The sequence below is a fragment of the Acinetobacter junii CIP 64.5 genome, assembly GCF_000368765.1.
GTDB lineage: Bacteria > Pseudomonadota > Gammaproteobacteria > Pseudomonadales > Moraxellaceae > Acinetobacter > Acinetobacter junii.
Genome location: NZ_KB849654.1, coordinates 375,156 through 399,118 on the forward strand (window position 1 = coordinate 375,156; position 23,963 = coordinate 399,118).

A 23,963-nucleotide genomic window follows, 5' to 3' on the forward strand; every position below is an offset into this window, starting at 1 on the left:
GTTTGGAGCTTCTATTAGCACTATTATTAATAATCAAAATGATTCACAAAATTCTTTAAAATAATTAAAATGAGATAATTTTTATCAATTTGCTAATAGAAAACATCAAAATGAATAATGTTGATCATATTATCTTAGGATTGCTTAAAGATAATGCACGGATGTCGATCACGGACTTAGCTGCGAAAGCACGCGTTTCACGTGCCACGGTTCAAAAGAGAATCGAGTACATGGAAAGCACAGGCATCATTACAGGCTATACGGTTCGTTATCGCCCAAATGTTGAAAAAAATATCATTCGTGCATGGATGAATGTCATGGTTGAAGGCACTAAGGCACAAGCAGTGATACGAGAACTCCGCTTAGAATCGGCAGTTGAACGTGTACATACCACCAATGGTAAATGGGATATTTTGGTCGAATTACAGTCCGATAGCTTAGAAAATTTCGACAAAGCATTGGAAAGAATTCGTAATATTTCAGGAATTTACAATAGTGAAACCAGTATTTTATTATCGACTTATAAAACTTAAACTTGATCTAGCTTTGTTTGGTTTTGACTAATCAGTTGAAGTAAGCTTTAGAGCAAATCTAATCCAAAATCGTGCTTGTTCCCTCCTTTAAAAAGCGGGAACAAACAAGGACTATTTTCTCATTCAAAATGATCATGAGTAGTTAAATCTTCTAGCATGTTTAAGTTTGTTTAACCCATTATGCTTAAAGCGTTATCCAATTTTTTTGATGTTTCTAAACTAAATTTAAGCACCGCATTAAAATTATTTTTTTCAGTGGATGTCACAAAGAAAATACTGCCATTTTTAAGCAAGTGCAAAGCCAACAATTTATTTGCAGTCCATAACAACATCATACGTGGCTCGGACTCTCCGATATAACTTAAAGCAGTTTCTGACTCTACAAACAAACTAGATGCACATGCTGCGGCTTCATCACCTGAGATTTGTCCATGCATCGCCAGAACCAAACCATCAGGGCTAGACAGAGCAGCTCCCGAAAAACCTATACATTGTTCACATTCACGTAAGGTTTTTTCAATAAACACCATTGCTGTTCTTGAAAATTGACCAATCATTTTTTTCTCTCCTATTCGACCATTCATCAAGTAAATTTTTACTGGATAATTGCTAAAGCTTTATCCATCACCGCATTATTTTGAACATGCTTTGCAAGCCAATTTTCCAAGACGCATATGAAATCTCACCACGGTGCCTTGCTCAATTTCCGCTTCACAATAATCACAAACTGTTGCTTCATCTAACTGACATTCTTCATATTTTTCAGTGTCTACTAATAAATCACCAACTTGTTTTAACCAAGCTTGGGATTTGACAATATCATTTTTAAATTGCAGCTCATAACGTTCAAATTGTTCAATCAAATCAGCCGATAGTTTGTGTTCTAATAAAGTTTGATGCATCAGCAACATACGGTGCTCAAATAACTCATCTGAGATCACCATCCAATGATGTGAATTTCTTGGTTGCTCACTAAAGAAAGTCGCCTCACCTGTAATTAACTGTTTTAAAAATGCAAATTGTTTTCCAATAATTCGATCTATAGTTACTCTTTCAAAAAATGGAGCAAGTTGCTGATCGGCATATACTTTTTTATAGAATTCGGTCAAAATTTTTCTGACTGTATGATCCCCGCCCAACGCTTCCCATAAGGCTGGATTGATCGCTACATCGTTTTCGATTATAACTTGAGGTGCGCTAATTGGGCCTTTCAGGTAGAACTCATTTCCTAACTGATCCAAGCCTTGCTCTTGAACCCACTCCATATATTTTTTAGCAATTTCAATACTCAGAGATGTTTCTTGCTCAGGATCACTCACTAATTTTGCTAAAATTGAGTGCTGTTTTGAGATGTCAGTTACATAAACATGCTGACCTTTTTGATAAGTCAGTTCTCTATAAGGCTCTGCTTGAATCAGACTATGATCTGCTTGTGAAATTGATGACAAAACCATACATTGCGTTATGCTGTCTTCGTCTGACTTCGCAACTAATTTCATATCCGTTGTTGGAACACACTGACACGCGAGTAAATAGTTTTGCCCTTGATGCGTGATGGGTAGCCTACGACTTGCCTGTTCTGGAATGTCACCAGAAATACATTTCAACATGCAACGATGGCATACACCGCTTTTACATGAAAAATCGATTTCTATACCTGAACGCTGAAAGCATGCTAAAACCGTTTCGTCAGCTTTACTTTCAATCGTATATCCTGCAAATTCAAGATGCGGCATCACGCTCACCTTTTTGAAAATTCATCATGAAGTTCATCGTTGTTTTAAGCAAAGTTAGACTTTGCTTAAAACATACGCATCGACTGAATTATGCGTGGAACGCGCGTTCAATCGTTGGTAAAGCAATACGAGCCTTAGTCAACACCATGCCTAAGTTCGCACCTTTACGGCAAACAAAACATACGATCTCGTTTTGATCTTTCGTGCGAATAAATACGTGGATCAAATTTTCGCTATTCACGATAATTTCTTGGAAATAGTGATAATTATCTTCATCCATCAAACCACGTGATTTTTTAAAGATTTTCTCAATTGCGACAACATTCGGCCCCTGAAAAAGATCAGCTGTAGCGGCAGCTAAAAAATCAAACACTTCCGAAGGATGTGAATCAACCGTTTTAATACTTAAAATCATTCCTGAATTTAAATCTACAAAACCAGCTGCGAGACAGTCTGGTACGCTGGTCATTGCACGTTGTAAAGCATCATCTAACATCTTATTTCCCCTTGTATGGCGAGTTACGCCTTGCTAACCAACACATTAGAGTCAATGTGTTTTTCTAAAAAAATTGAAAAATCATACAAAAAATCAATCTGTTGCTCAGATTGAATCATCAAGTAATTCAGAGAACGTATATATTCGATTGCCTCAAGTGCAGTCTTTTGAAGCCTTGCTTTCCATAAAAAGTAAACAGCCAACATCGTTCCTGTTCGCCCCAAACCTGCTTTACAGTGCAACGCAATGGATTTGCGATGAGATATTTTTTGATCAATAAACAGACAAAACTGATAAGTATCCTGCAAAGATGGAACAGACATATCGTCAATCGGGAAATGTGAAACGGTTATGCCAAATTCAGCGGCTAGATCAGGGTTAAAACTTTCCTCGGTTAGTGATACCAAATCAGTAATTCCAACATCCTGTAAATACTTCAAATCAAGTGCCGTCTCTCGAACTACCCCAGGACACGGACAACCAGCAAGCAGTCCTCGAATTAGCCAAACAAACCCCAAGGGGCCTCTAGCTTGGTTTTTTGCATCCGCTTTGTGTTCTCAAAAATCAACGTGTTGCAGATTTGTGTCTGTTTCTTCACGACTTTGGATTTTCTGCGAGCACTCTAAAATTTGCTCATTTGATATTTGATCAACGTCTACTAAAGGTTTAGCTAAACTCAAATGTTTTGAAGTCGCTACTTGGAGATTCATCAACGATTGCTCTTGTCGATCTAACTCTTCAGCAGAAAGCTCCGCACAGGACCCGGTTCTCAGAAATTGTTTCGTCATCTCGTGTTGAGGATGTTCAAAAAAAGCTTCTGCTGAGCTAATTTCTTGTATGCAACCATTTGCTAATAAACCAACGTAATTGGCTAATTTTTTAGATCGCTGAATATGGTGAGATATAATCAAAATCGGGATTTTTTTGGCAATTTTACGGATTAAATCATGCACAAAAATCGCATCGGAATCAGATAACCCCACCGTTGGTTCATCAATCATCAACAGTGCTGGCTCTGACAACAAGGTATATAAAATTGCTAAATTCTTTGCTTCATGGCGTTCTAAAGTTGCCGTCGATTGGTGAAGCTTTGCCAGAATCCAAGTTTGATCATACTGATCGCATAACTGCTGGATTAGACTGAGTTGTTGTTGTAAATCTAGGCTCGAACGATTAGGTAAATGTGAAAGAATATTTTCTTTAACAGTCTGTGTAATATGAATTAATTTTTGCTGAACTAAGGCAGGTTTTTTATCAGACTCAAATAATGAATAGCCATTATAAGTGATCTCACCACTGAACTTGAGTTGAGGATTTCCTTGATTCAGACCCGCAAGTGTACGCAGTAAAGTCGATTTACCTGTTCCGGAAGGTCCCATTAAAATAGTAATCCCATGGCTTAAAACCTTTAAATTTAAAGATCTTAAAATTTTCTTCCCTGAGATTTCTAAATTAAAATTTTTTATCGAAAGTGTTGAATCCTCATCCACTTATCAACCCCAATAACCATCAAAAAGCAAATGCAAAAAATAAAAACAATTAAGATACAATTTATAACACAAATAACATAATTTATCACGGTAATAATTAGTCTAATTTTCAAAACATTTTTTCTCAATTTTATTCTTTGATTTCCCCCCGCTTTCACAGTAAATTTTTTCTTCCAAACTACAATATGATGTATTTTCAATCAAATTCTTTGTTTTATTTCAATTTAAGTAGATGACTTGACTGCTGTAGCGAGTTTATTGTCCGTTGGGTTAATTGAAGTGCAAGAATCTATTAATCGATCAAATTACATAGAAATTAACGTTCAAATCCATAATATTTGTGCTATGATGCTCGTTCATATATGGGGGTGTTATTGGCTTCGACGCTGGTGATGAAGCTCATAGATGCATGCCGAGAGCGCATTTTCTCTCGTAAATAAAATTTGCATTTAAATAGTCGCAAACGACGAAACTTACGCTCTAGCTGCCTAAGGGCAGCTTGTCCGCTTCCTAGAATACTTGTGGTTTAGGAACCCGACCGAAGCGCACGCACACAAGTCCGTATAGAGCCAAGCCTCGGGGCTTTATACCAAACTTAGAGGATCGCACCTTGTACCCTGTTCGTCGGGTCACATGGTGTTAAAACAATAGACGATATCTAAGCATGTAGTATTCTCGAGTGTAGTGCTGGCGGACGCGGGTTCAACTCCCGCCACCTCCACCAAATACCTTTAATAAAAAAGCCACTTACATAAGTGGCTTTTTTATTGACAAGATTTTTATATTTTTTTAAATTGGCAAGAATATCAATAATGTACAAAACAAAAAAAGATTCATTTTTTGAGTAAATATAGAATAAAACCCTCAAGCAACTGATTTAAATATCAATTTCATCATGTTTATTTTAAAAATAGATTTCACTTCGATATTTACATAGTGAGTACTTGACCTTCCTATAATGGTAAGGTCTATGCTTTAAGCAATCAAAGAATATTTATAGGTAAATCCCATGGGAACCGAAATAAATCAAAGATTAAGCTTACAAATTGAAGGTATGACTTGTGCAAGCTGTGTAAGTCGTGTTGAAAATGCTATTAAAAAAGTTGATGGTGTGCGATCAGCCTCAGTAAATTTAGCCACTGAGCGTGCAGACATTACACTTAATAAGCCTTTAGATCGTCAATTATTAATTCATGCAATTGAACAAGCAGGCTATGATGTTCCCCAAAACAGAATTGAATTATCAATAAAAGGTATGACCTGTGCCTCATGTGTTGGTCGTGTCGAGAAAGCACTCAAAGCCATCTCTGGTGTCACTGAAGCGAATGTCAATCTTGCAACTGAACGAGCAACAGTAAGTGGTTCGGCAAGTGTAGAGGCATTGATCGCAGCAATAGATAAAGCTGGATATGATGCTGTAGAAATTCAAGCTTCAATTGCCGATCCATCTGAGCAGCTTCAGAAAAAAGATCAAGAACGCGCTGAACTTAAACGTGATTTAATTCTTGCCACGCTTTTTGCTATGCCTGTGTTTATTCTTGAAATGGGCTCTCATCTAATTCCAAGCTTTCATCATCTGATTGCTCAAACCATTGGGATGCAAAATAGTTGGTACATACAATTCGTACTGACTACCCTTGTTTTAACGATTCCAGGTAGAAGATTTTATTTAAAAGGCATCCCCGCTTTATTTCGTCTCGCACCAGATATGAATTCTTTGGTAGCCGTTGGAACATTAGCTGCATATCTATTTTCTATAGTGGCTACCTTCATTCCAGACACACTCCCTTCGGGAACAGTCAATGTTTATTATGAAGCTGCTGCGGTTATTGTTGCTTTAATCTTACTTGGTCGTTTTCTTGAAGCAAAAGCAAAAGGACGTACTTCAGAAGCGATTCAACGTTTAGTCAGTTTACAAGCTAAAACAGCTCATGTTCACCGTGATGGACAAATGCTTGAGATTGCAATTGATCAAGTTATTGCTGGTGACACGGTGATTGTAAAACCTGGCGAAAGAATACCTGTTGATGGAAAAGTGACTGATGGAAATAGTTTTGTCGATGAATCCATGATTACAGGTGAACCGATACCTGTTGAGAAAGTGATTGGTAGCGATGTGGTAGGTGGTACGATTAATCAAAATGGAACTCTCACTTTTACAGCATTAGCTGTTGGTGGTGAAACCATGCTAGCGCAAATAATTCGCTTAGTTGAGCAAGCACAAGGCTCTAAAATGCCGATTCAAGCGGTAGTCGATAAAATTACCTTATGGTTCGTACCAGCAGTAATGATTGCAGCAGTGCTGACATTCTTAGTTTGGTTAATTTTCGGCCCATCTCCTGCCCTAACTTTTGCCTTAGTAAATGCAGTCGCAGTACTGATTATCGCTTGTCCATGTGCTATGGGTTTGGCAACACCTACATCGATCATGGTGGGTACAGGTCGTGGTGCAGAATTAGGCGTGTTGTTCCGTAAAGGCGAAGCTTTACAGCTATTAAAAGATGCAAAAATTGTAGCTGTTGATAAAACAGGTACTTTAACTGAGGGACATCCAGAATTAACTGATTTTGAAGTCACATCTCAGTTTGAACGAGATCAAGTTTTGGCTGCTGTAGCTGCTGTTGAATCCCGATCAGAACATCCTATCGCAAAAGCGATTGTTGATCAGGCCAATCTAGAGAACTTGGTTCTTCCTAAAGTTGATCGCTTTGATTCGGTTACGGGTATGGGTGTATCTGCAGTGATCAATGATGATATTCAAATTAATATCGGTGCTGATCGTTATATGCAGCAGCTCGGTATTGAAGTACAACCCTTCGCAACAACTGCTTTACGTTTAGGTGATGAAGGTAAATCACCACTTTATGTTGCGATGAATGGTCAACTAGCAGGAATTATAGCGGTTGCAGATCCAATTAAATCCACGACTCCCGCAGCGATTCATGCTTTACACCAATTAGGACTGAAAGTCGCAATGATCACTGGAGATAATGCACGTACTGCTCAGGCAATTGCAAAACAATTAGGAATTGATGAGGTGATCGCTGAAGTCTTACCTGAAGGAAAAGTTAATGCAGTCAAAGAGCTAAAATCCCAATATGGTCATATTGTCTTTGTTGGTGATGGCATTAATGATGCCCCTGCATTGGCTGAAGCCGATGTAGGTGTAGCGATAGGTACAGGTACAGATGTTGCAATTGAATCGGCAGATGTCGTGCTCATGTCTGGCAATATGCAAGGTGTAACAAATGCAATCGCCTTATCCAAAGCCACAATCGGCAACATTCATCAAAACCTGTTTTGGGCTTTTGCTTACAACACCATGCTAATTCCTGTTGCCGCTGGAATATTATATCCAAACTATGGAATTTTAATGTCACCCATCTTTGCTGCAGGAGCTATGGCATTATCTAGCGTCTTTGTATTAGGAAATGCACTACGTCTACGTCGTTTTCAACCACCTTCAGTACATCTAGGTTGAGGAGAATAAGATGAATATTGGTAAAGTATCTCAAGCTTCAGGGGTCTCAACCAAAATGATTCGATACTATGAGCAGATTGGTTTGATCCCGACTGCGGGGCGTAATAATGCAGGTTATCGCTCCTACTCAGTGACTGATGTTGAACGTTTAAAGTTTATCAAGCGAAGTCGAGAATTGGGATTTTCAGTTGTGGAAATCTCAGATTTGCTTGATCTATGGAATGATCGCAATCGACAAAGTGCTGATGTAAAACGCTTAGCACTCGGACATATTGAGAAATTAGAACAACGCATAAACGACTTACAGCAAATGGCGAATACGCTGAAAGATTTAATCAATTGCTGCGCAGGTGATGATCGACCTGAATGTCCGATTCTTGAGGGTCTCAAAGAACCGAGCAATGAAAATAAGGAACAGCATCACCATAATGATCTGCTATCAATTTCACCATTAGCGAAGAAAAAATAAGGTATTAAAAAGGGCTACGAAAATGTAGCCCTTAAACTTTGTCTAAATGATTTTAGCGCGGTGGGAAACCTGCTTCAGTCAATGCTTCAGCAACCTGCTCTTGTGTTGCTGTTGTTTCAACTGTCACTTTACGACTTGGTGGATCAGCAATCACTTTAGCATTTGCATCCAAAGCTTGAATTGCTCGAGTAACACCGCGAGCACAACCACCACACGTCATATTCTCTACATGAAATTCCATGATATCTCTCCAATAAAATAGATGGTTAATAGAATATATTCCTTCCCATCATTGTAAGGTCAAGCGATTTTTTACTTGATCTTCTTTAGAGTTAGGTTACACCTTAGCTACTAGAAAAAACTCGGAGAACAACTCCAAGTTTAATTCAATGATTTCCACCTAAATCATGCGGTTAATGTGGTGCAGGGCCACCTACTATCGGCTTAGGTTTAGGACTTAACCAAATTAATAGACTCGCAAACACAAACACCAAAGCCAAAATCATAAAGACATGATTTGCTGAAATCGTAATTGCTTCTTTATCGACAAGATTGGCGATCGTTGCCAAAGTAGCATCAGAAGAAAACCCATTTTGCAGCAATGTATTTTGAACCTCTTGTGGATGCAATGAATTAACCATTTCACTACGCGCCACTTTGGTGTGATCATCCCAAATCGTAACTGCAATCGAAGCACCGATTGCCCCTGCCATGGTTCTTAGAAAATTCATCAAACCTGCAGCAGATGCCATTTCTTGGGGAAGAACCGAGCCCATTGCAATATTAGACAACGGAATAAAGAAAAATGGGACAGCAAAACCCTGCAATATCTGAGGCCAAGCCAATGCCATAAAATCTGCATCAGTTACCCAAAATGCACGCATTAAGGTTACAACACCCAGCAAAGCCAAACCAAAACTCGCTAAAGCACGTGGATCATATTTGGTTGATAATTTGGCTACAATTGGAGACATAGTCAAACTACCAAAGCCCATAGTTGCCGTTAGATAACCAGCCCATGTTGCGGTATATCCTAGATTGATTTGCAACCACTGTGGGATCAATACAATACTGCCAAAAAATGCCCCAAACCCAAATGCTAAGGCAGTGACAGAAACTGCAAAACCTCGATGCCTAAAAACATATAAATTTACAACAGGGTGTTTTTCGGTTAACTCCCAAATCATAAAAACAATAAAACCAATCACGGCAATTAAAGCTAAAACGATAATACTACTACTGTTGAACCAGTCTTTTTCATGCCCAAGATCAAGCATGAGTTGTAACGCACCAATCCAAAGTACCAGCAATCCTAACCCAATGGCATCTATGCGTAATTTTTCTGTTTTGGTTTCAGCTACTGACAACAAACGCATCGCAGCGAGAACACAAAATATTCCGACAGGTATATTGATAAAAAATATCCAATGCCATGATAAATTATCGCTAATCAAACCGCCTAAAATAGGACCTAGAATAGGTCCAATCACCGTTGTCATTGCCCATAGCCCCATCGCTTGAGCATGTTTTTCAGGTGGGAAAATACGCATCAATAATGTTTGACTCAGTGGCATTAACGGTCCACCACAAAGCCCTTGTCCGATACGAAAAAAGACCAACATTTCTAATGAAGTCGCTAGACCGCATAAAAATGAAAAGACCGTAAAGCCAATCAAACCAAAGACAAAGACACGAACCGTACCAAATCGCCCTGCCAACCATCCAGTTAAAGGAACACAGATGGCTTCAGCCACTGCATAAGACGTAATCACCCAAGTTCCTTGAGAACTTGAAACGGCGAGGTTACCAGTGATATGAGGAACAGAAACGTTAGCAATCGTCGTGTCTAACACCACCATAAAGTTAGAAAGTGCAATTACAAAAGCTGCAAGCAATAATCGCCTACCACTGAGTTCTGCAAAAGGATTCTGAGTCTTCATGATGAATTACTTCGATGCGAGATCAATATCTACTTGCATTGAAAGACCTACTCGCAGAGGATGCTCAGCCAACTCTTTAGGATCTAAGGTAATGCGCACAGGTAAGCGCTGAACCACTTTAATCCAATTTCCAGTCGCATTTTGTGCAGGAATCAATGCAAAAGCAGCACCTGTTCCACCTGAGAAACCTTGAACTTTGCCGTGATAAACGACTTCATCCCCATATAAATCAGATGTTAATGTCACAGTTTGACCCGCTTTCACTTTTGCCAATTGGCTTTCTTTGAAGTTGGCATCTACATACAACGCTGAAACTGGTACGACAGACATCATGACTGTTCCAGGTGCAGCACGCTGTCCAATTTGAATATTTTTACGTGTTACAACACCATCTACAGGGGCACGTATAACCGTTCTTTCCAAATCTAATAATGCTTGATCAACATGTGCTTTTGCCACTAAAACATCTGGGGTTGAAGCCTCATTGACACCTTGAATCAAAGCATCGTTTGCTGCCAAAGTACTTACCGCAGCATTACGACTCGACATAGCTTGAGCAAGTCCTGCTTGAGCAAGCTCTAAACTGGCTTTTGCAGTCGAAACAGCACTTTGTGATTTACTTAATTCTTCTTTAGAAATTGCACCTGAAGCAGCAAGTTCGTTACGACGTTTTAACTCTAAACTCACTCGATCATATTCAGCTTGGGCTTTATTGACTTGAGCTTGAGCACTTGTGATTTCATCTTTAGTTACAATCACTTGTGAATTCAGAGAGCTGCTATTTGCTTGGCTTTGTTTGTATTGACGTTGTGCTTTTGCTAGCTCCGCTTGAGCCTGTGCAAGTTGAATTTGTGCATCTCGTTGGTCGATTTTAACTAAGATATCGCCACGTTTAACCTGCTGTGTATCCTTCACTAAAACTTCAGCAACTTGTCCACCGATCATAGAGGTCACTTGTGCTGTTTCAGCACCAACATAGGCATTATCAGTGCTTACAGAATGATGAAAAAATAATGCCCAAATCCCATACAAAATTGCAGCTATGATAAGAATCAGGGCAAATAGTCCTAAAAACTTTTTACGCTTTGCTTTCATTGCATCATCAGATAAAGCTTGCTGTTCGTTGGTTTGGGAGTCAGTCATAAATTATTCCTGAAAATTAAATAGATCATTTACTTCTGTTTTAATCAGCCGATCAGTCTATGTATCGAAACTTAACCGAAAGTTAAAAACAAAAGATAAATATGAACAAAAATTCCAGAGCATTCTACCGACAAATAATCATATTACGAGAATAAAAAAAATAACTGATGCGTTCAGTTCTAGCATTTTGATAATAATCAAAACTATTTATTTTCAGAAATAAAAAAAGCGCCGAATGGCGCTTTTTTGAAATTTTTCAAAAAATTAGAAAGCATATGATGCGATTGCAGTCGCTATTGGCTTATCGTCATTATTGACCATCGTCATGCGCATCGTGCATCCCTTACGCCCTAAGCGCAAAGTTTCTGCACGAGCGATAAAATATTTACCACGACCAGGTGCAAGATAATCTACACGCATATCAACAGTAGCCAAACGAGAAACTTTTTTAATAGTATCGGGTAAATCCTCTGGCGTTGCATGGCGATATAGCTGTTCCATTGCAACCACTCCACCAATACTATCCAACATCGTTGCAGCAACACCACCATGCAAAATCTGGAACGCAACATTACCAATCAACTCTGGTTGCATCTCAATGTAGCCTTCAATTTGATCATCAACTACACGCATGACCATGCCACAATGCTTAAAAAATGGTGAAGAATTAAATGCTTTACAAAGCTGTTTTAATACCACGCCATGATCGGCTTTAGCACCTAACTGAATATTACCTGTCCAGTTTTTCTTTACATCATTCATACGCTGCCTGAATCCATAGATCGAAGCTGATGAGCATTGATAAATGCCTGCAAATACTTATGACTTATCATAAATACTGCACCACATGATCAAAATTTCAACAGCCCTTTTGAAACATCCCATAATTTTTACAAAACCAAAATTATAGGGCTACAATAGTGAGGACATCGAATTGACCTAAGCCGCTAAGTTCTCCCCTAGCATGACTTAAATGATTCAATTATTCCTATAGTGTAATACTGAACATCGAGATTGTTATGACTTATACGTTCAATCGTCCTGCTTTCCCTGCGACTCGCATGCGCCGTATCCGTAAAAATGACCAATTACGAGCGATGGTAAGCGAAACACAATTGACAGCTAATCACTTGATTTATCCAGTTTTTGTACTACCAGGACAACAGCAAGTTCAAGACATTCCGAGCATGCCAAATATACAGCGTTTATCTGCTGATTTATTGCTCAAAAAAGCAGAACAACTTCTTGAGTTAGGTGTTTCAAAGCTTGCATTATTTCCCGTTACCCCTCAAGAAGACAAAAGTTTAACTGCTGAAGCAGCATGGCATGAAGATGGATTAGTACAAACCACTTGCCAATTACTTAAAAAAGAATTACCTGAAATGGTACTCATCACAGATGGTGCGCTTGATCCTTATACCACTCATGGTCAAGATGGCATTATCGATGAAACAGGCTATGTGTTGAACGATGAAACTGTTGAATGCTTAATTAAACAAGCATTGAGTCATGCTGCGGCAGGTGCAGATGTTGTTGCCCCAAGTGACATGATGGATGGTCGTATCGGAGCAATCCGTCAAGCACTTGAACAAAACGGTTTTATTTATACCAATATCATGGCGTACTCTGCTAAATATGCATCAAGTTTCTATGGTCCATTCCGTGATGCAGTTGGTTCTGCTAGCAATCTAAAAGGTGGCAATAAATATAATTATCAAATGGATATCGGCAACCGTGCAGAAGCATTACATGAGATTGCTTTAGACATCCAAGAAGGTGCGGATATGGTCATCGTTAAACCCGGAATGCCATATCTAGACGTTGTTCGCGAAGTAAAAGATACTTTTGGCGTACCAACCTTTGTCTATCAAGTTAGCGGTGAATACGCGATGCTTGCAGGAGCTATCCAAAATGGCTGGTTATCGGACAGCGTTATCTTAGAATCATTAATGTGCTGTCGTCGTGCAGGTGCAGACGGTATCTGGACTTATTTTGCTGAAGAAGCCGCACGTAAACTCAAAGAGATGAAATAACTCTCCGAAGCTACAACACTCCTCACCTCTTTAATAAGGAGGGAGGGATCTTTAAATTGGTTTGACGTTAATATGCATATTGCCATCATTGGTGCAGGGATCAGCGGCTTAATGACAGCTCTGGAACTTGCTGAACAAGGCTGTTTTGTTGATATTTTTGATCAACAGCAAGCAGGTCAAGCTGCATCTTGGGCTGGTGGTGGTATTTTATCGCCTATGTATCCGTGGCGATATGCACCCGAAGTTAACCAATTAGCTCAGTTTGGAAAATCGCTCTATCAAATGTGGAATGAAAAACTCTACCCAATCACAGGGATTGATTTTCAGATTCACGATACAGGCATGCTAATTTTCGATCAGGATGATTTTGATATTGGGTTGAGTTATGCAGCTAAGTTCAATGAGCCGATGCAACAATCAGAATATTTAAATCAGAATCAACTCAATCAGATTAATCCACGTGTTTCAGCAAAATTCCGAGAAGCCATTTATTTTCCTCATCTATCCAATGTGCGGAATCCTCGCCTACTTCAATCTCTGATTAGTTATTTGAAACAACATCCTTTGGTTCGTTTTTCTGAACATAGTCCAATCGAAAAGTTAATCATTCAAAAACATAAAATTAAGGGCTTGCAAAGCGAAGATGGTCACCAACACTTTGCTGATCATGTAGTTTTAACTTCAGGTGCGTGGACAAAGCATTGGGAAGAACAGTTACAACTGAATATTCCTGTTCGTCCTATCCAAGGTCAAATGTTGTTATTCAAAACACCTGAAAATTGGCTTCCAACGATGTGCATGAATCAAGTGATGTATCTGATTCCACGTCAGGATGGTCATATCGTCTGTGGTTCAAGTATGGCGGACTGCGGTTTTAATACCACTGTAGATGATCAAACTCAGCAAGACATTTTGACAGCGTGCCTAGAAATGGTTCCCGAGCTAGCTCAATTTCCAATCGTAAAACGTTGGGCAGGCTTGCGCCCTAGCTCACCACATGGCATCCCATACATTGGGGCGATTCCAGAGGTTGAAAATTTGTGGGCAAACTTTGGACATTTCCGCAATGGATTATGTATGGGAGCAGGTTCAGCACAACTACTGCGTCAGCTCATTCTAGAGCAACCGACATGTGTTGAACCAAACGCGTACTCTCCAACCCAACTACGAAAGAAACTCTTAGTCGTCGAGTAAAATTTCACCTAATGCGATATCTAAAGTTGGATATTGAAACTCAAAACCAAGAGCTTGTATGGCTTTAGGCTGTACATATTGACCATTTAAAATCAATTGTGATTGTTCGCCTAGAGCAAGCTCAAATACGAACTTTGGCAATGAGATAAAGGGTTTCCGCTTTAAGATTTTGCTAGCAATCTTAACGAATTGCTGTTGATTTGTTTGCTCAGGTGCAACGAGATTGTAAACCTTCTGCGCACTATTGGAGTCAAATAAAAACTCTATTGCACTTAACACATCTTGGATATGAATCCACACTACTGGTTGTTGCCCTGAACCAATCTTACCCGCGGCATTTAATCGAATCGGCAACAACATTTGCGGCAAAATTCCACCACCTTGACCAAATACAATCCCCAAACGAATAATCTTCGTATTCTGTTGGGAAAACTTTAAAGCTGTTTGCTCCCAAGCTTGGCAAAGCTCAGACATAAAAATCGCCTGCGCTGGGGTGTTTTCATCACAACTGGTATTCCATTGCTCTTGTGGATCAATACCATAGTAGCCAATCGCTGAGCCAGAAATAATGCATTTAGGAAAAATCTGTTGCTGTTGCAACCACTCATAAAGTCGTTGGGTGGTATTGACACGACTATTAATTAATTGCTGTTTACGCTCACTACTCCAGCGTTTTTGACCAATATTTTCACCCGCAAGATTGATGACATAATCAATTTGTTGGGTTTGAATCTGCTCAAATGAAGTCACCCATTGCAGATCAGGGTGTTGTGAGGATTTATTCGTTTGTCGTGTTAGCGCAATGACCTTGTACTGTCTTTTCAACAAAAAAGGTAAAAGATGAGAACCAATAAATCCACTCGCCCCTGTTACCAATACAGTCAATTTTTGCATCGCACTACCTATCAAAAATCATGTCTATAGATAGTCTTAACAGAACAAGGGTGAATTACAAGTGAACTTTATTAACCTAGTTAAACATCTTGTTCGCCATTCGTTGTGCTTGTGCGCCATAGAACCACAATGTGATCAAATATAGAGGTATTGCAAGCATCAACCACATTACTACAACGATCACAAGAAAATTTGGCTGCTGTAAATACGCAATAAAGTTCTGCCAAACTTCAGGATCATTGCGACTAAAAATGAATAACCCGAGTAATAATCCAAATAAGTTGTACCCCCAAAAAATTAAACTAAACATCAAAGTGAGTTTCTTTTTTTCAGTTGCAGTTGGGGCACGGCGTTGCTGTTTTAAAAATTTGAATAAAACAAAAATAATAGCAATCAAATACGGAATTGCTGTAAGTACACCTGCAATATTATTTGGTAAAATAGCAGCCAGCACGCCTGCTACCAAAGTTGAAACCAAACAAATAATAAAAAACCATAAATAATATAAACGAAGTGAAATCATGTATTTAAACCCAATTTGAGTGGTTTCATTAATTAATTATAAATTTTTTTCACTTTTTTTTCATTTTTATGTCAACCGATCAACATTCTTTAGCGTTATATAGGGTACAAGGTCGCAGCAACCGAATCTAAATTGCACGGCATCCGCAACGATTTTCGGTGACCTTTCATTATGACTCTCCATCTTTAGCATTTGTTTTGTTAGCAGCCAAAACTTTTGATAAAGATTTTGACCGACGATTTATCATCACTCGAATCGTCGGTTTTTATTTTTCTAATGATACAAAAATAAAAATATAGGATTAGCCATGAACTCGATTATCTATTTTGAAATTCAATCCTCCAATCCCAAACGCGATACTCAATTTTATCAAAATGTCTTTGGTTGGCATTTCGAGCATGTTGATGGCTTACCCATCGAATATTATCGTATTGAAACGGAAGGAATTCATGGTGGATTACTGCAACGTCCAATCGCAATCCTCTCAACTGAATGCGGTACCAATGCTTTTACCTGTACGATTGAAGTAGACAATTTTGATGAAACAGCAGCCAAAATTTTAAGCTTGGGCGGTCTTATAGCGATGGATAAATTTGCGATTTCTCATCGTTGTTGGCAAGGCTATTTTCTCGACCTAGACAATAATGTCTTTGGTATATGCGAAATAGATGAGAATGCAAAATGACAGTGTTATACTAAATTTTCATAAAATTAACATAGTTAATTCAAATAAAAATGAAATGTCCAAACTGTCAAAACGAAGTTCTGAATGAGAATATCAATATCCAAACGGATATGGGGAAATGTCAAAACTGCAATCATCTATTCAGAGTATCTGAAAATTTTGATTCATCGCCCCAATTCGCTTTTGATATTAATCAACCACCCAAAGGTGCTTGGTATAAAAATGACATGCAAGAAATTAAACTTGGTGCAACCTTAAGAAGTCCAATCGCCTTTTTCTTGGTTCCATTTATGCTGATATGGTCAGGTGGTTCATTGGGTGGGATTTATGGTACCCAAATAGCAAACCAAGAATTTAGTCTTTTACAAAGTTTATTTGGTATCCCATTTATCATCGGTACATTAATCTTTGGTTTTTTTACTTTACTCGTCCTGTTTGGAAAAGTTGAACTCACCATAGATCGTCAAGGCGGAAAGGTTTTTACAGGCATTGGGAAATTAGGTAAATCCAAATCTTTTATGTGGAATGAAGTGAGTCGAATCAGAGAAAATCATATTCAAAATGCTTCCAACAAACAACAAGGACAAATCTTTATAGATGCCGCGCAACCCATTCGCTTTGGTTTGGGCTTATCTCCAGAACGTCAACATTATATATTTCATACATTAAAACGAATACAAATGCAGTATAAACCTGAAAGAAGATAATTCATGGCTTTTCCAATTGAGGAACAATATATTTTAGAGGCTGAGAAAGAACTCAATCTTGTATTTCCATCATCTTTTAAAAATAAAATGATGATCGAAAATGGTGGCAATATTTTTGTTGAAGATGATGATTGGCAAATTTTCCCATTTTTCGATCAATCCAATCAAAAAAGAAAAATACGTACATGCAACCATATCTTGCATGAAACAAAAATTGCGAAACAATGGACTGGCTTTCCATTACATGCCATTGCGATCGCCCGTAATGGATGCGGAGATTATTTAATTTTTCTTCCGCAGAAACACGACCCACATACGCTTTCAGATCTAGTCCATATTTGGTTTCATGGCACCAATGAAATTCAACCCGTTGATTTAGATTTTAAAACGTTGGTATAGAGCCTATTTAAAACGCTAAATCAATTTATCGCATCAGTATTTGATGATTAAAATAAAAATTTGGAATTATTTACCCTGAAACTGTGGCAAACGTCTTTCAAGCATGGCTCGAACACCCTCTTGAGCATCCTCAGATTCAAATAGTGGTTTAAGGTAGTTATCCATTTTATCAAACGCAACTGTATGCCCTAAAGTCACTCCATCGGTTGCAGAAGCTAATAGAGCCTGCACAGCAAGTGGCGCAGCAATACAAATCTCTTTAGCAACTTCGATCGCACGCTCAAGTTGCTTACCTTTTTCTACAACCTCAGAAACAAGATTCAACTCATTGGCTTTTTGGGTATCAAAGGTTTTACCTGTCAATAAATAAGGCATAGCTTTTTGCCAACCTGCCGCCTGTACAAAACGCACAGTTGCTCCTCCAAAAGGCATAATTCCGCGTAGCACTTCAAGCTGACCAAATACCGTATTTTCACTGGCAATCACCACATCAGCATTCAGCATCAACTCCACACCAGCGGTATAACAAATCCCTTGTACTGCGACAACGACAGGCTTTGTTCTGTGCCGCCCACCAACACCCCAGGGATTAATTTGGCTTTCCTCAAAATTAAAAATGCCCTGCGGAATTTTGGGTTGTAATTCAACCAGGTCCAGACCTGCCGTGAAATGATCACCATGTGCAAAAATCACGGCGCAACGTAATGCAGGATTGTTCTCATATTCGGTTAAAGCCAGAGATAAATCCTCAATCATATGACTATCAAAGGCATTTCGTTTTGCGACCCGATCCAAACCAATCAACATCATGCGATCAATAATTTCGCGGCTTACTTTTCCTGAACTCATTTTTGTATTTCCTCATTTTTTTAATAACTTCGACTCTACTGTCAAATATAAATTTATCCAGTCATTGCTGATTCGTTCCTGTTCCAGTCGCTTATTTTTATAGCAATTCTTTCTTAAAGCATGAAACAAACTCAACTCTTCTGCTGTTAAATATTGCGGTTCGCTAAAGACAGAATCAGGTTCATCGACCATTTTATCCTGAAATTGCAGTACTGTGGCTTCATCCATCATTAAAGGAATAACATCCGGAATTTTTTGGCGTACCATGCTCAGGATATTTAAACCCTCTGAATCCAGATCACCCCAGTAATAAACTTTTTTATGTTGTAGCCAAGCCGCATTGAGCCATTTGATATTTTTACCGCCGCCACAGACCACGATACTGTTTTCCAACATAGGTAAGGCTAAACCTGACTGAATATTTTCAACCACAATAATATGTTGGGCAGGCAATTCAAATTCTGTCAATACATCAGTCGAAAGCTGAAAGACTGGAAATCCACCCAATGATTGTTGCACTTTGGCACATAAGGGTTTGATCATTAGCCAGCCTTTAGGATGATCCAGACAATTAAGCCAACTGAGTAATCCACCTGTTGCTTGTATTTCGCCTTGATGCAAGACATCACAAATAGCTTCCACAAAAATCAGATTTTTTTCTAAAAATTTGGTATCGACATGCTGTAAAGGCAATGCTCTTAAATAATGCCCTGCGCCCATATTTGCTTTAAGCTGGGCAATCAAGTGGATCAGTAATTGCCAATCATGTTCAGGGTATTGTTCAATCTGTTCTAAATATTCAATTAATGTAGAAAATAGTGCATATTCTATATGTGGCTCTACAAATAGCTGTTGCAACAGAAAGGAAATTTTGTCTGAAATTTTTTTAAGTCTCTGTTGCTGTCCTAACAACTCCACCATGACATCTAATGTAGGAATGACCAGTTTGACAGGGACATGCTGTGTTGCCAACTGTTTAAATTGACGTTGTTGCCATTCCACCAGATCAGGATAGGCAAAATTTTTCCATGTCTTAAAAAATGTATGGAAATGATCTATATCTGCAAATGCCTGCTGACCTGTCGGGGCTTTGAGTGAAAGTACAATCGGGAATGGACGTTGATGGCGCAAACGTTGTTTTAAATGCCGTGGATGATCCCATTCTTTCTTGCGTAACTGAGCGATGGCATCATCAGGCAAAATTCCCCATGCTACTGTTTTAGCCATGAAGCTCAATTCCAAGTTGCTGCGCCTCGGTGGCTATGGTCTGTTTGCGTTGCTGCATCCGTTCATCAATCTCTTGCCATGTGACTTCACATAAATGACTTTCATGTTGGTCAATATCACGTTCAGCAATCAGTAATGATCGGGCAGATTCACGTGCCAGATTCAGGTTTTTATAGGGTGTAATCAGATTGACATGTATTTTCAGTGCCTTAAATACTTTTAGCACACGACGACTAACTGCTTCAGCGGTATTGGAAAAAGCTTCATCTAAAAATACAGTGCTATAAATCGGGTAATCATAACCATCAGGTGTCAATACATAAGCTAAACTTGCTGCGACAATGGTACCTGCAAAGGATTCTTTTTCACCGCCTGATTTTCCACTAGAGGATTCCAACACATCCCTTATTTCACTTGTTTGCGCATCCACTTCTTCGGCATGGAATGACATTTGATAACGAGGATCAAGCAAACGTAAACTTTCCTGATTATTGGCAGTTGCCGAGCTACTGGCTCTGTCCAAAATCGCCATTAACTCCGCCAAGTGTTTAAAACGACGTTCATATTCTTCACTATTCACGCCAGATAAAACCTGTTTTAAACGTTGTTCGAAATCGTGTACATGTGGATATTTTTCTTTCTTATAGCCCAGTCTTAAATAGCTGCCGAGCTTAAATTCCGTGCGTTGTAATACCTGATTAATCATGTCAATTCGGTCAATGATTTCTTCCCGATTTGCATTCAATTTATCCTGAATCACACTTAAAGACTGAGCGGTGTGTTTATGCAAACGTTGCTGGAATTGCTCAACCAGATTCGGCAAACCCTCCTGCTGTAATTCCTGCAAATAGGCAACATAATCTTCTAAAGCAGCCAGCCCTGTCGCCCATTCTCTTTGTAAAGGAATATGTGCCCATTTATCTTTACTGCGGAATGACACCATAATGCCATTGGCTGTATTGCTAAGCGTCGTTTTTTGGTCATTTGCCTGCTCAATTAAACGCTCAAGTTTTCGTTCGGCTTCTGCCTGCAACGCATCATCTAGTTGTTTGACTTCGCCTATCCGTTGTTTCAATAACTGTCGAGCATCATCACTGATTCCGTGCTCGGCTGCTTGTTGTGCTTTTTGCTGTTTTAACTGGGTATCACGATGTTGCTGTTCTAACTGACCTCGGATTTTTTGTGACTCACCTTTTTGTAAGCGAATCTGTTTGAGCTCATTTTTTGCATCTTCCCAACGCTGGCGAGCCTGTTCAGCATCAGAATCTGCCTGCTGTAAACGCTGCAAGTCCTGTTGGGTTTGTTGCTGACGTTGTTGCCAATACGGTAAATTAATAGTATCCCATTGATAACGCTGCAATCTTTCCCACAAGCCTTTTTGCTGATTCACATTATTAAGTAACTGCCGAGCCTGTTCAATCTGTTGGTATAGCTGTTTAAGCTGTTGTTCTAACTGACTATATTCATGCTTAAGCAAGCTCAGACGAGAGGTATTGGAAAAGCCCAGACACCATGCTTTACGATCATCAACACGTTGTTGGTCTTTTTTCTCAAAGCGTCCTCGTTCTAAATGAATTAAGCCCTGTTGAGTCATGGAAAATGGCATATGATCCAGTATTTGGGTATCACTCACGCAATTTAAATCAAAACGCTGTAAATGCTGTTTTAACCAGTCACGATAGGCGTGTTCTCGCCAAAGCAACTTCCCAAGAAAACCATTGTCCTTAAAATGGACATGCTCCACTTGTTCTAGATTAACCACCTGTAAACGCACATGGGTTTTATTATTACGCGCATTAACCCATTTGGTCACCATCGAATAACGATCCTGTGGCACAAGTAATGCAGTTTTGAGTCCACCTAATGCTCGCTCAATCGCGCCTTGCCATGCTTTTTCGTGCTCTTTAACATCAATCAATTCCCCAATAAACATCAGTTCATGTTCATCAAAAGATAAATGCTGTTTTAATTCATCACGTAAACGCAATAAATGCACATCATGAATATTACTATCGGGTCTGGCTTCAATTTCCTGAATATCTTCCTGAATATCTTTGAGCTGTTGTTGGGTTTGTGCGTATTTTCCACTGATTTCAGCAAATTCATCCTGACGTTGCTTGGTATCCTGTTCAGTATTGACCAATTTTTCAGTCGCAATGCCCTGATTTTCCAGCAAAGCATGCTCGGTTAAATCATCCGCAAGTTGTAACTGTCGGGCATCGTCCTGATAACGAGATGCTTCTATAACCAGACTTTTGAGTTTATCTGTAATAAAACCCAGTTCTTTGTGCAGATTTTCAATCTGATGACCACCCAACTGTAAATATTCCTCATGACGACGTTCCTGCCGTGTCTCTGCATCCTGTTCCAGTTGTTCAATCTGCTGAAATTGTTGTTTGAGTTGTAGCAATTCCTGTTCAAGCTGCTGTAACTTTTCAGTCCATAATGCGGCAAATAATTCACCAAAATAAGCAGCAATCGATTGTTTTTCCAAATGAAGCTGCGCTAAACGCTGCGTCAATTCGGCAATTTGTTCAGCACATTGTGGCAAACGCTCTAAATGCTCCACCTGTTCACGCGTATCCACCAGATGCTTATAATTGGCTTCTAAATCAGCAAATTCATTCACCGCCGTTTGTGCAGTTTCTCGTAAATTACTCGGCTCTAATACCAATTCCCGAATCAGCTTGGTTAAATCATCAATTTTCTTTAAACCCAATGCTCGGGAAAGTAATGCAGGTGCATTCTGATTGTCCATAAATAAATATTTACGGTACATATCCTGATAGCTTTTAAAATCACTTTCAAAATAATGAATACGCTGATCTGTCTTGGGATTAAAATGCTGTTTCAGTTGGCGTGTATTACCATCGGCAAAAATCTCTAATACTTCAGTCAGTAAGACATTGCGACTGGCTATCATATATAAACGATTGACATCACTGAGTGAATTTTTGCCTTGTCCAAGCCAAAACAAGCCAATCAGTGTAATCTGAGAACCATCCTCTGCAATATACAAGGCTCGTAGTGCCGTGGTTACAGCTTTTTCTCGTTTACTTTTGACTTTGGTACTGGAACCATCATGTTCAGAGCCGTAACTGCCGCGCATATAGGTCACTAAAGAACGATCTGAACGGTCACCCTGTGCGGCTGCTACGTTAAAACTGGCTTTGCTGGCAGGTTGTAACAATGCCATCAGTCCATCAATAAAGGTAGATTTACCAGCACCATTGTCACCTGTAATCAACGTCCCTTCAGGATCAATTCGGGCTGTATGTAAATTATGGAATGAGCCCCAGTTAAACACGGAAATCTCAGCCAGACGAATTTGTCCCTGAGCAAATAAAGTATCCAAAGTCATTTCTTGCATTATACCTTTCCTTTATTCTGCTCGCATTGATGCATAGCTGCTTTATCTGCCAGTTGCTCATATTCGGTCAATAAACTTTGTAGAAATTCAGCATTGACCACATAACGGATAATCGGTGTAATTTCATAACGCCCATCCTCACCTCGTATTACACTGAGAATTTTCTTTTCACTGAATTTATCTAGTGTGCCACTTAGTTTTTTACGGTCTTTACTGTCATGATTGGTAATCGGAATAAAAGGAATCAAACTTGCCTGAATTCGTTCCAGATCAATAATAATTTTTTGCTCACCTGCGGTTTCCCGCTCCTGATAATATTTCCGTAAAATGAGTAATACCAAAGTGTCATATAAGGTTAAGGTACGCTTTCGAATCAGCGTAGGGAAATCATCTGATAATGCTGTATCGTCATTTTCATCATTGATGTTTTCAGTATTAATAATATACGCCACGCCCTGTTTGGCATCTAAAACCAGTTGAATATATACTTCGGCAAGATGCTGGCGAATCACTGTTTCATAACGACATAACACATCAAACAGTTTTAGATTTTCAGCTGCCAGAATCGTTCCCTGTCGCATCAAATAGACCAAAACCCGTCTGGCTTCATGCGGCATACTAGATAGTTCATCACTTAACTGTAAATCGCTCTCCACCTCTTGATCTGCTTCAACTTCTATCAGTTCTTCTTCGACTTCGACTTCGACGATGCGCTGCGGTTGAATATCATGATTTTCGTCTGATGTTGGGCGACGCACCCTATCAAAAAAACTGCTCTCTTGTGGTTGCATGTC

At 39.2% G+C, this 23,963-nt stretch carries 23 protein-coding genes and 1 other RNA gene; 9 read left to right on the forward strand and 15 right to left on the reverse strand.

Going from position 1 to position 23,963, the window contains the following annotated elements; genetic code table 11:
- Positions 1–110 precede the first annotated feature (110 nt).
- A complete protein-coding gene (locus tag F948_RS03295; RefSeq protein ID WP_004913839.1) occupies positions 111–533 on the forward strand; it encodes an Lrp/AsnC family transcriptional regulator in 423 nt (140 codons plus the stop codon).
- Between the two features lie 170 nt (positions 534–703).
- On the opposite strand, the gene F948_RS03300 is transcribed toward F948_RS03295, so the two are convergent.
- The 5 genes from F948_RS03300 to F948_RS16660 form a co-directional block, all read right to left on the reverse strand.
- The gene (locus F948_RS03300; RefSeq protein ID WP_004913841.1) at positions 704–1,090 is read right to left on the reverse strand and encodes a roadblock/LC7 domain-containing protein; all 387 of its coding nucleotides are present in this window, start codon (positions 1,088–1,090) and stop codon (positions 704–706) included.
- A 75-nt stretch (positions 1,091–1,165) separates the two neighbouring features.
- A complete protein-coding gene (locus F948_RS03305) occupies positions 1,166–2,269 on the reverse strand; it encodes a globin domain-containing protein (RefSeq protein WP_004959965.1) in 1,104 nt (367 codons plus the stop codon).
- A gap of 88 nt (positions 2,270–2,357) precedes the next feature.
- Positions 2,358–2,765 (reverse strand): hypothetical protein, encoded by a 408-nt coding sequence (locus F948_RS03310; RefSeq protein WP_004913846.1) that lies wholly within the window; start codon positions 2,763–2,765, stop codon positions 2,358–2,360.
- Positions 2,766–2,788: 23 nt separating this feature from the next.
- A complete protein-coding gene (locus tag F948_RS16655; RefSeq protein ID WP_004959968.1) occupies positions 2,789–3,283 on the reverse strand; it encodes a protein-tyrosine phosphatase family protein in 495 nt (164 codons plus the stop codon).
- A gap of 39 nt (positions 3,284–3,322) precedes the next feature.
- Positions 3,323–4,255 (reverse strand): ATP-binding cassette domain-containing protein, encoded by a 933-nt coding sequence (locus tag F948_RS16660; protein ID WP_004959971.1) that lies wholly within the window; start codon positions 4,253–4,255, stop codon positions 3,323–3,325.
- Positions 4,256–4,619: 364 nt separating this feature from the next.
- Between F948_RS16660 and ssrA the strand changes: the two genes are divergently transcribed.
- The 3 genes from ssrA to cueR all read left to right on the forward strand — a co-directional run bounded on the left by ssrA (position 4,620) and on the right by cueR (position 8,205).
- Positions 4,620–4,979, forward strand: a transfer-messenger RNA (tmRNA) gene (gene ssrA / locus F948_RS15920).
- 285 nt (positions 4,980–5,264) lie between these two features.
- The gene (locus tag F948_RS03325) at positions 5,265–7,736 is read left to right on the forward strand and encodes a heavy metal translocating P-type ATPase (protein WP_004959974.1); all 2,472 of its coding nucleotides are present in this window, start codon (positions 5,265–5,267) and stop codon (positions 7,734–7,736) included.
- Positions 7,737–7,746: 10 nt separating this feature from the next.
- Positions 7,747–8,205, forward strand: coding sequence for a Cu(I)-responsive transcriptional regulator (gene cueR, locus F948_RS03330; RefSeq protein ID WP_004952770.1), 459 nt, complete (start codon positions 7,747–7,749; stop codon positions 8,203–8,205).
- 52 nt (positions 8,206–8,257) lie between these two features.
- On the opposite strand, the gene F948_RS03335 is transcribed toward cueR, so the two are convergent.
- From F948_RS03335 to F948_RS03350, 4 genes are all read right to left on the reverse strand, one after another.
- Positions 8,258–8,446 carry a heavy-metal-associated domain-containing protein gene (locus tag F948_RS03335; RefSeq protein ID WP_004913856.1) on the reverse strand — a complete coding sequence of 63 codons (189 nt, stop codon included), beginning with the start codon at positions 8,444–8,446 and terminating at the stop codon, positions 8,258–8,260.
- A gap of 172 nt (positions 8,447–8,618) precedes the next feature.
- Positions 8,619–10,145, reverse strand: a complete 1,527-nt coding sequence (locus tag F948_RS03340; RefSeq protein WP_004959978.1) for a DHA2 family efflux MFS transporter permease subunit — start codon at positions 10,143–10,145, stop codon at positions 8,619–8,621.
- Positions 10,146–10,151: 6 nt separating this feature from the next.
- Positions 10,152–11,288 (reverse strand): HlyD family secretion protein, encoded by a 1,137-nt coding sequence (locus F948_RS03345; protein WP_004959982.1) that lies wholly within the window; start codon positions 11,286–11,288, stop codon positions 10,152–10,154.
- Positions 11,289–11,552: 264 nt separating this feature from the next.
- Positions 11,553–12,050: a thioesterase family protein gene (locus F948_RS03350; protein WP_004959985.1), complete on the reverse strand. Its 498-nt coding sequence runs from the start codon at positions 12,048–12,050 to the stop codon at positions 11,553–11,555.
- A 257-nt stretch (positions 12,051–12,307) separates the two neighbouring features.
- On the opposite strand from F948_RS03350, the gene hemB reads away from it, so the two are divergent.
- Both hemB and F948_RS03360 read left to right on the forward strand, forming a co-directional pair.
- The gene (gene hemB, locus F948_RS03355) at positions 12,308–13,321 is read left to right on the forward strand and encodes a porphobilinogen synthase (RefSeq protein WP_004913864.1); all 1,014 of its coding nucleotides are present in this window, start codon (positions 12,308–12,310) and stop codon (positions 13,319–13,321) included.
- Positions 13,322–13,393: 72 nt separating this feature from the next.
- Positions 13,394–14,515 (forward strand): NAD(P)/FAD-dependent oxidoreductase, encoded by a 1,122-nt coding sequence (locus F948_RS03360; RefSeq protein ID WP_004959989.1) that lies wholly within the window; start codon positions 13,394–13,396, stop codon positions 14,513–14,515.
- Here F948_RS03360 and F948_RS03365 read toward each other — a convergent pair.
- Both F948_RS03365 and F948_RS03370 read right to left on the reverse strand, forming a co-directional pair.
- Positions 14,501–15,409: a TIGR01777 family oxidoreductase gene (locus F948_RS03365; RefSeq protein ID WP_004913868.1), complete on the reverse strand. Its 909-nt coding sequence runs from the start codon at positions 15,407–15,409 to the stop codon at positions 14,501–14,503. The genes F948_RS03360 and F948_RS03365 overlap by 15 nt on opposite strands.
- 76 nt (positions 15,410–15,485) lie before the next feature.
- On the reverse strand, positions 15,486–15,932 hold the full coding sequence (locus tag F948_RS03370) for an ABZJ_00895 family protein (protein ID WP_004913870.1): 447 nt from the start codon (positions 15,930–15,932) through the stop codon (positions 15,486–15,488).
- Positions 15,933–16,239: 307 nt separating this feature from the next.
- On the opposite strand from F948_RS03370, the gene F948_RS03375 reads away from it, so the two are divergent.
- From F948_RS03375 to F948_RS03385, 3 genes are read left to right on the forward strand one after another with little or no spacing between them, the layout of a single operon-like run.
- Complete coding sequence (locus F948_RS03375; protein ID WP_004959993.1) at positions 16,240–16,617, forward strand: VOC family protein; 378 nt, start codon at positions 16,240–16,242, stop codon at positions 16,615–16,617.
- A gap of 50 nt (positions 16,618–16,667) precedes the next feature.
- Positions 16,668–17,324, forward strand: a complete 657-nt coding sequence (locus tag F948_RS03380) for a hypothetical protein (protein WP_004959995.1) — start codon at positions 16,668–16,670, stop codon at positions 17,322–17,324.
- 3 nt (positions 17,325–17,327) lie between these two features.
- On the forward strand, positions 17,328–17,723 hold the full coding sequence (locus F948_RS03385) for an SMI1/KNR4 family protein (protein WP_004959998.1): 396 nt from the start codon (positions 17,328–17,330) through the stop codon (positions 17,721–17,723).
- Positions 17,724–17,789: 66 nt separating this feature from the next.
- Here the strand turns inward: F948_RS03385 and F948_RS03390 are convergent, their stop codons facing one another.
- Genes F948_RS03390 through F948_RS03405 form a run of 4 tightly spaced genes read right to left on the reverse strand, consistent with a single transcriptional unit; the run spans position 17,790 to position 23,960 of the window.
- Positions 17,790–18,572 carry a crotonase/enoyl-CoA hydratase family protein gene (locus F948_RS03390; protein ID WP_004960001.1) on the reverse strand — a complete coding sequence of 261 codons (783 nt, stop codon included), beginning with the start codon at positions 18,570–18,572 and terminating at the stop codon, positions 17,790–17,792.
- A 12-nt stretch (positions 18,573–18,584) separates the two neighbouring features.
- Complete coding sequence (locus F948_RS03395; protein ID WP_004799659.1) at positions 18,585–19,799, reverse strand: Wadjet anti-phage system protein JetD domain-containing protein; 1,215 nt, start codon at positions 19,797–19,799, stop codon at positions 18,585–18,587.
- Positions 19,792–23,169: an ATP-binding protein gene (locus F948_RS03400; protein WP_004960005.1), complete on the reverse strand. Its 3,378-nt coding sequence runs from the start codon at positions 23,167–23,169 to the stop codon at positions 19,792–19,794. The genes F948_RS03395 and F948_RS03400 overlap by 8 nt, the downstream gene beginning before the upstream one ends.
- The gene (locus tag F948_RS03405; protein WP_004960007.1) at positions 23,169–23,960 is read right to left on the reverse strand and encodes a DUF4194 domain-containing protein; all 792 of its coding nucleotides are present in this window, start codon (positions 23,958–23,960) and stop codon (positions 23,169–23,171) included. The genes F948_RS03400 and F948_RS03405 overlap by 1 nt, the downstream gene beginning before the upstream one ends.
- Between the last annotated feature and the right edge of the window lie 3 nt (positions 23,961–23,963).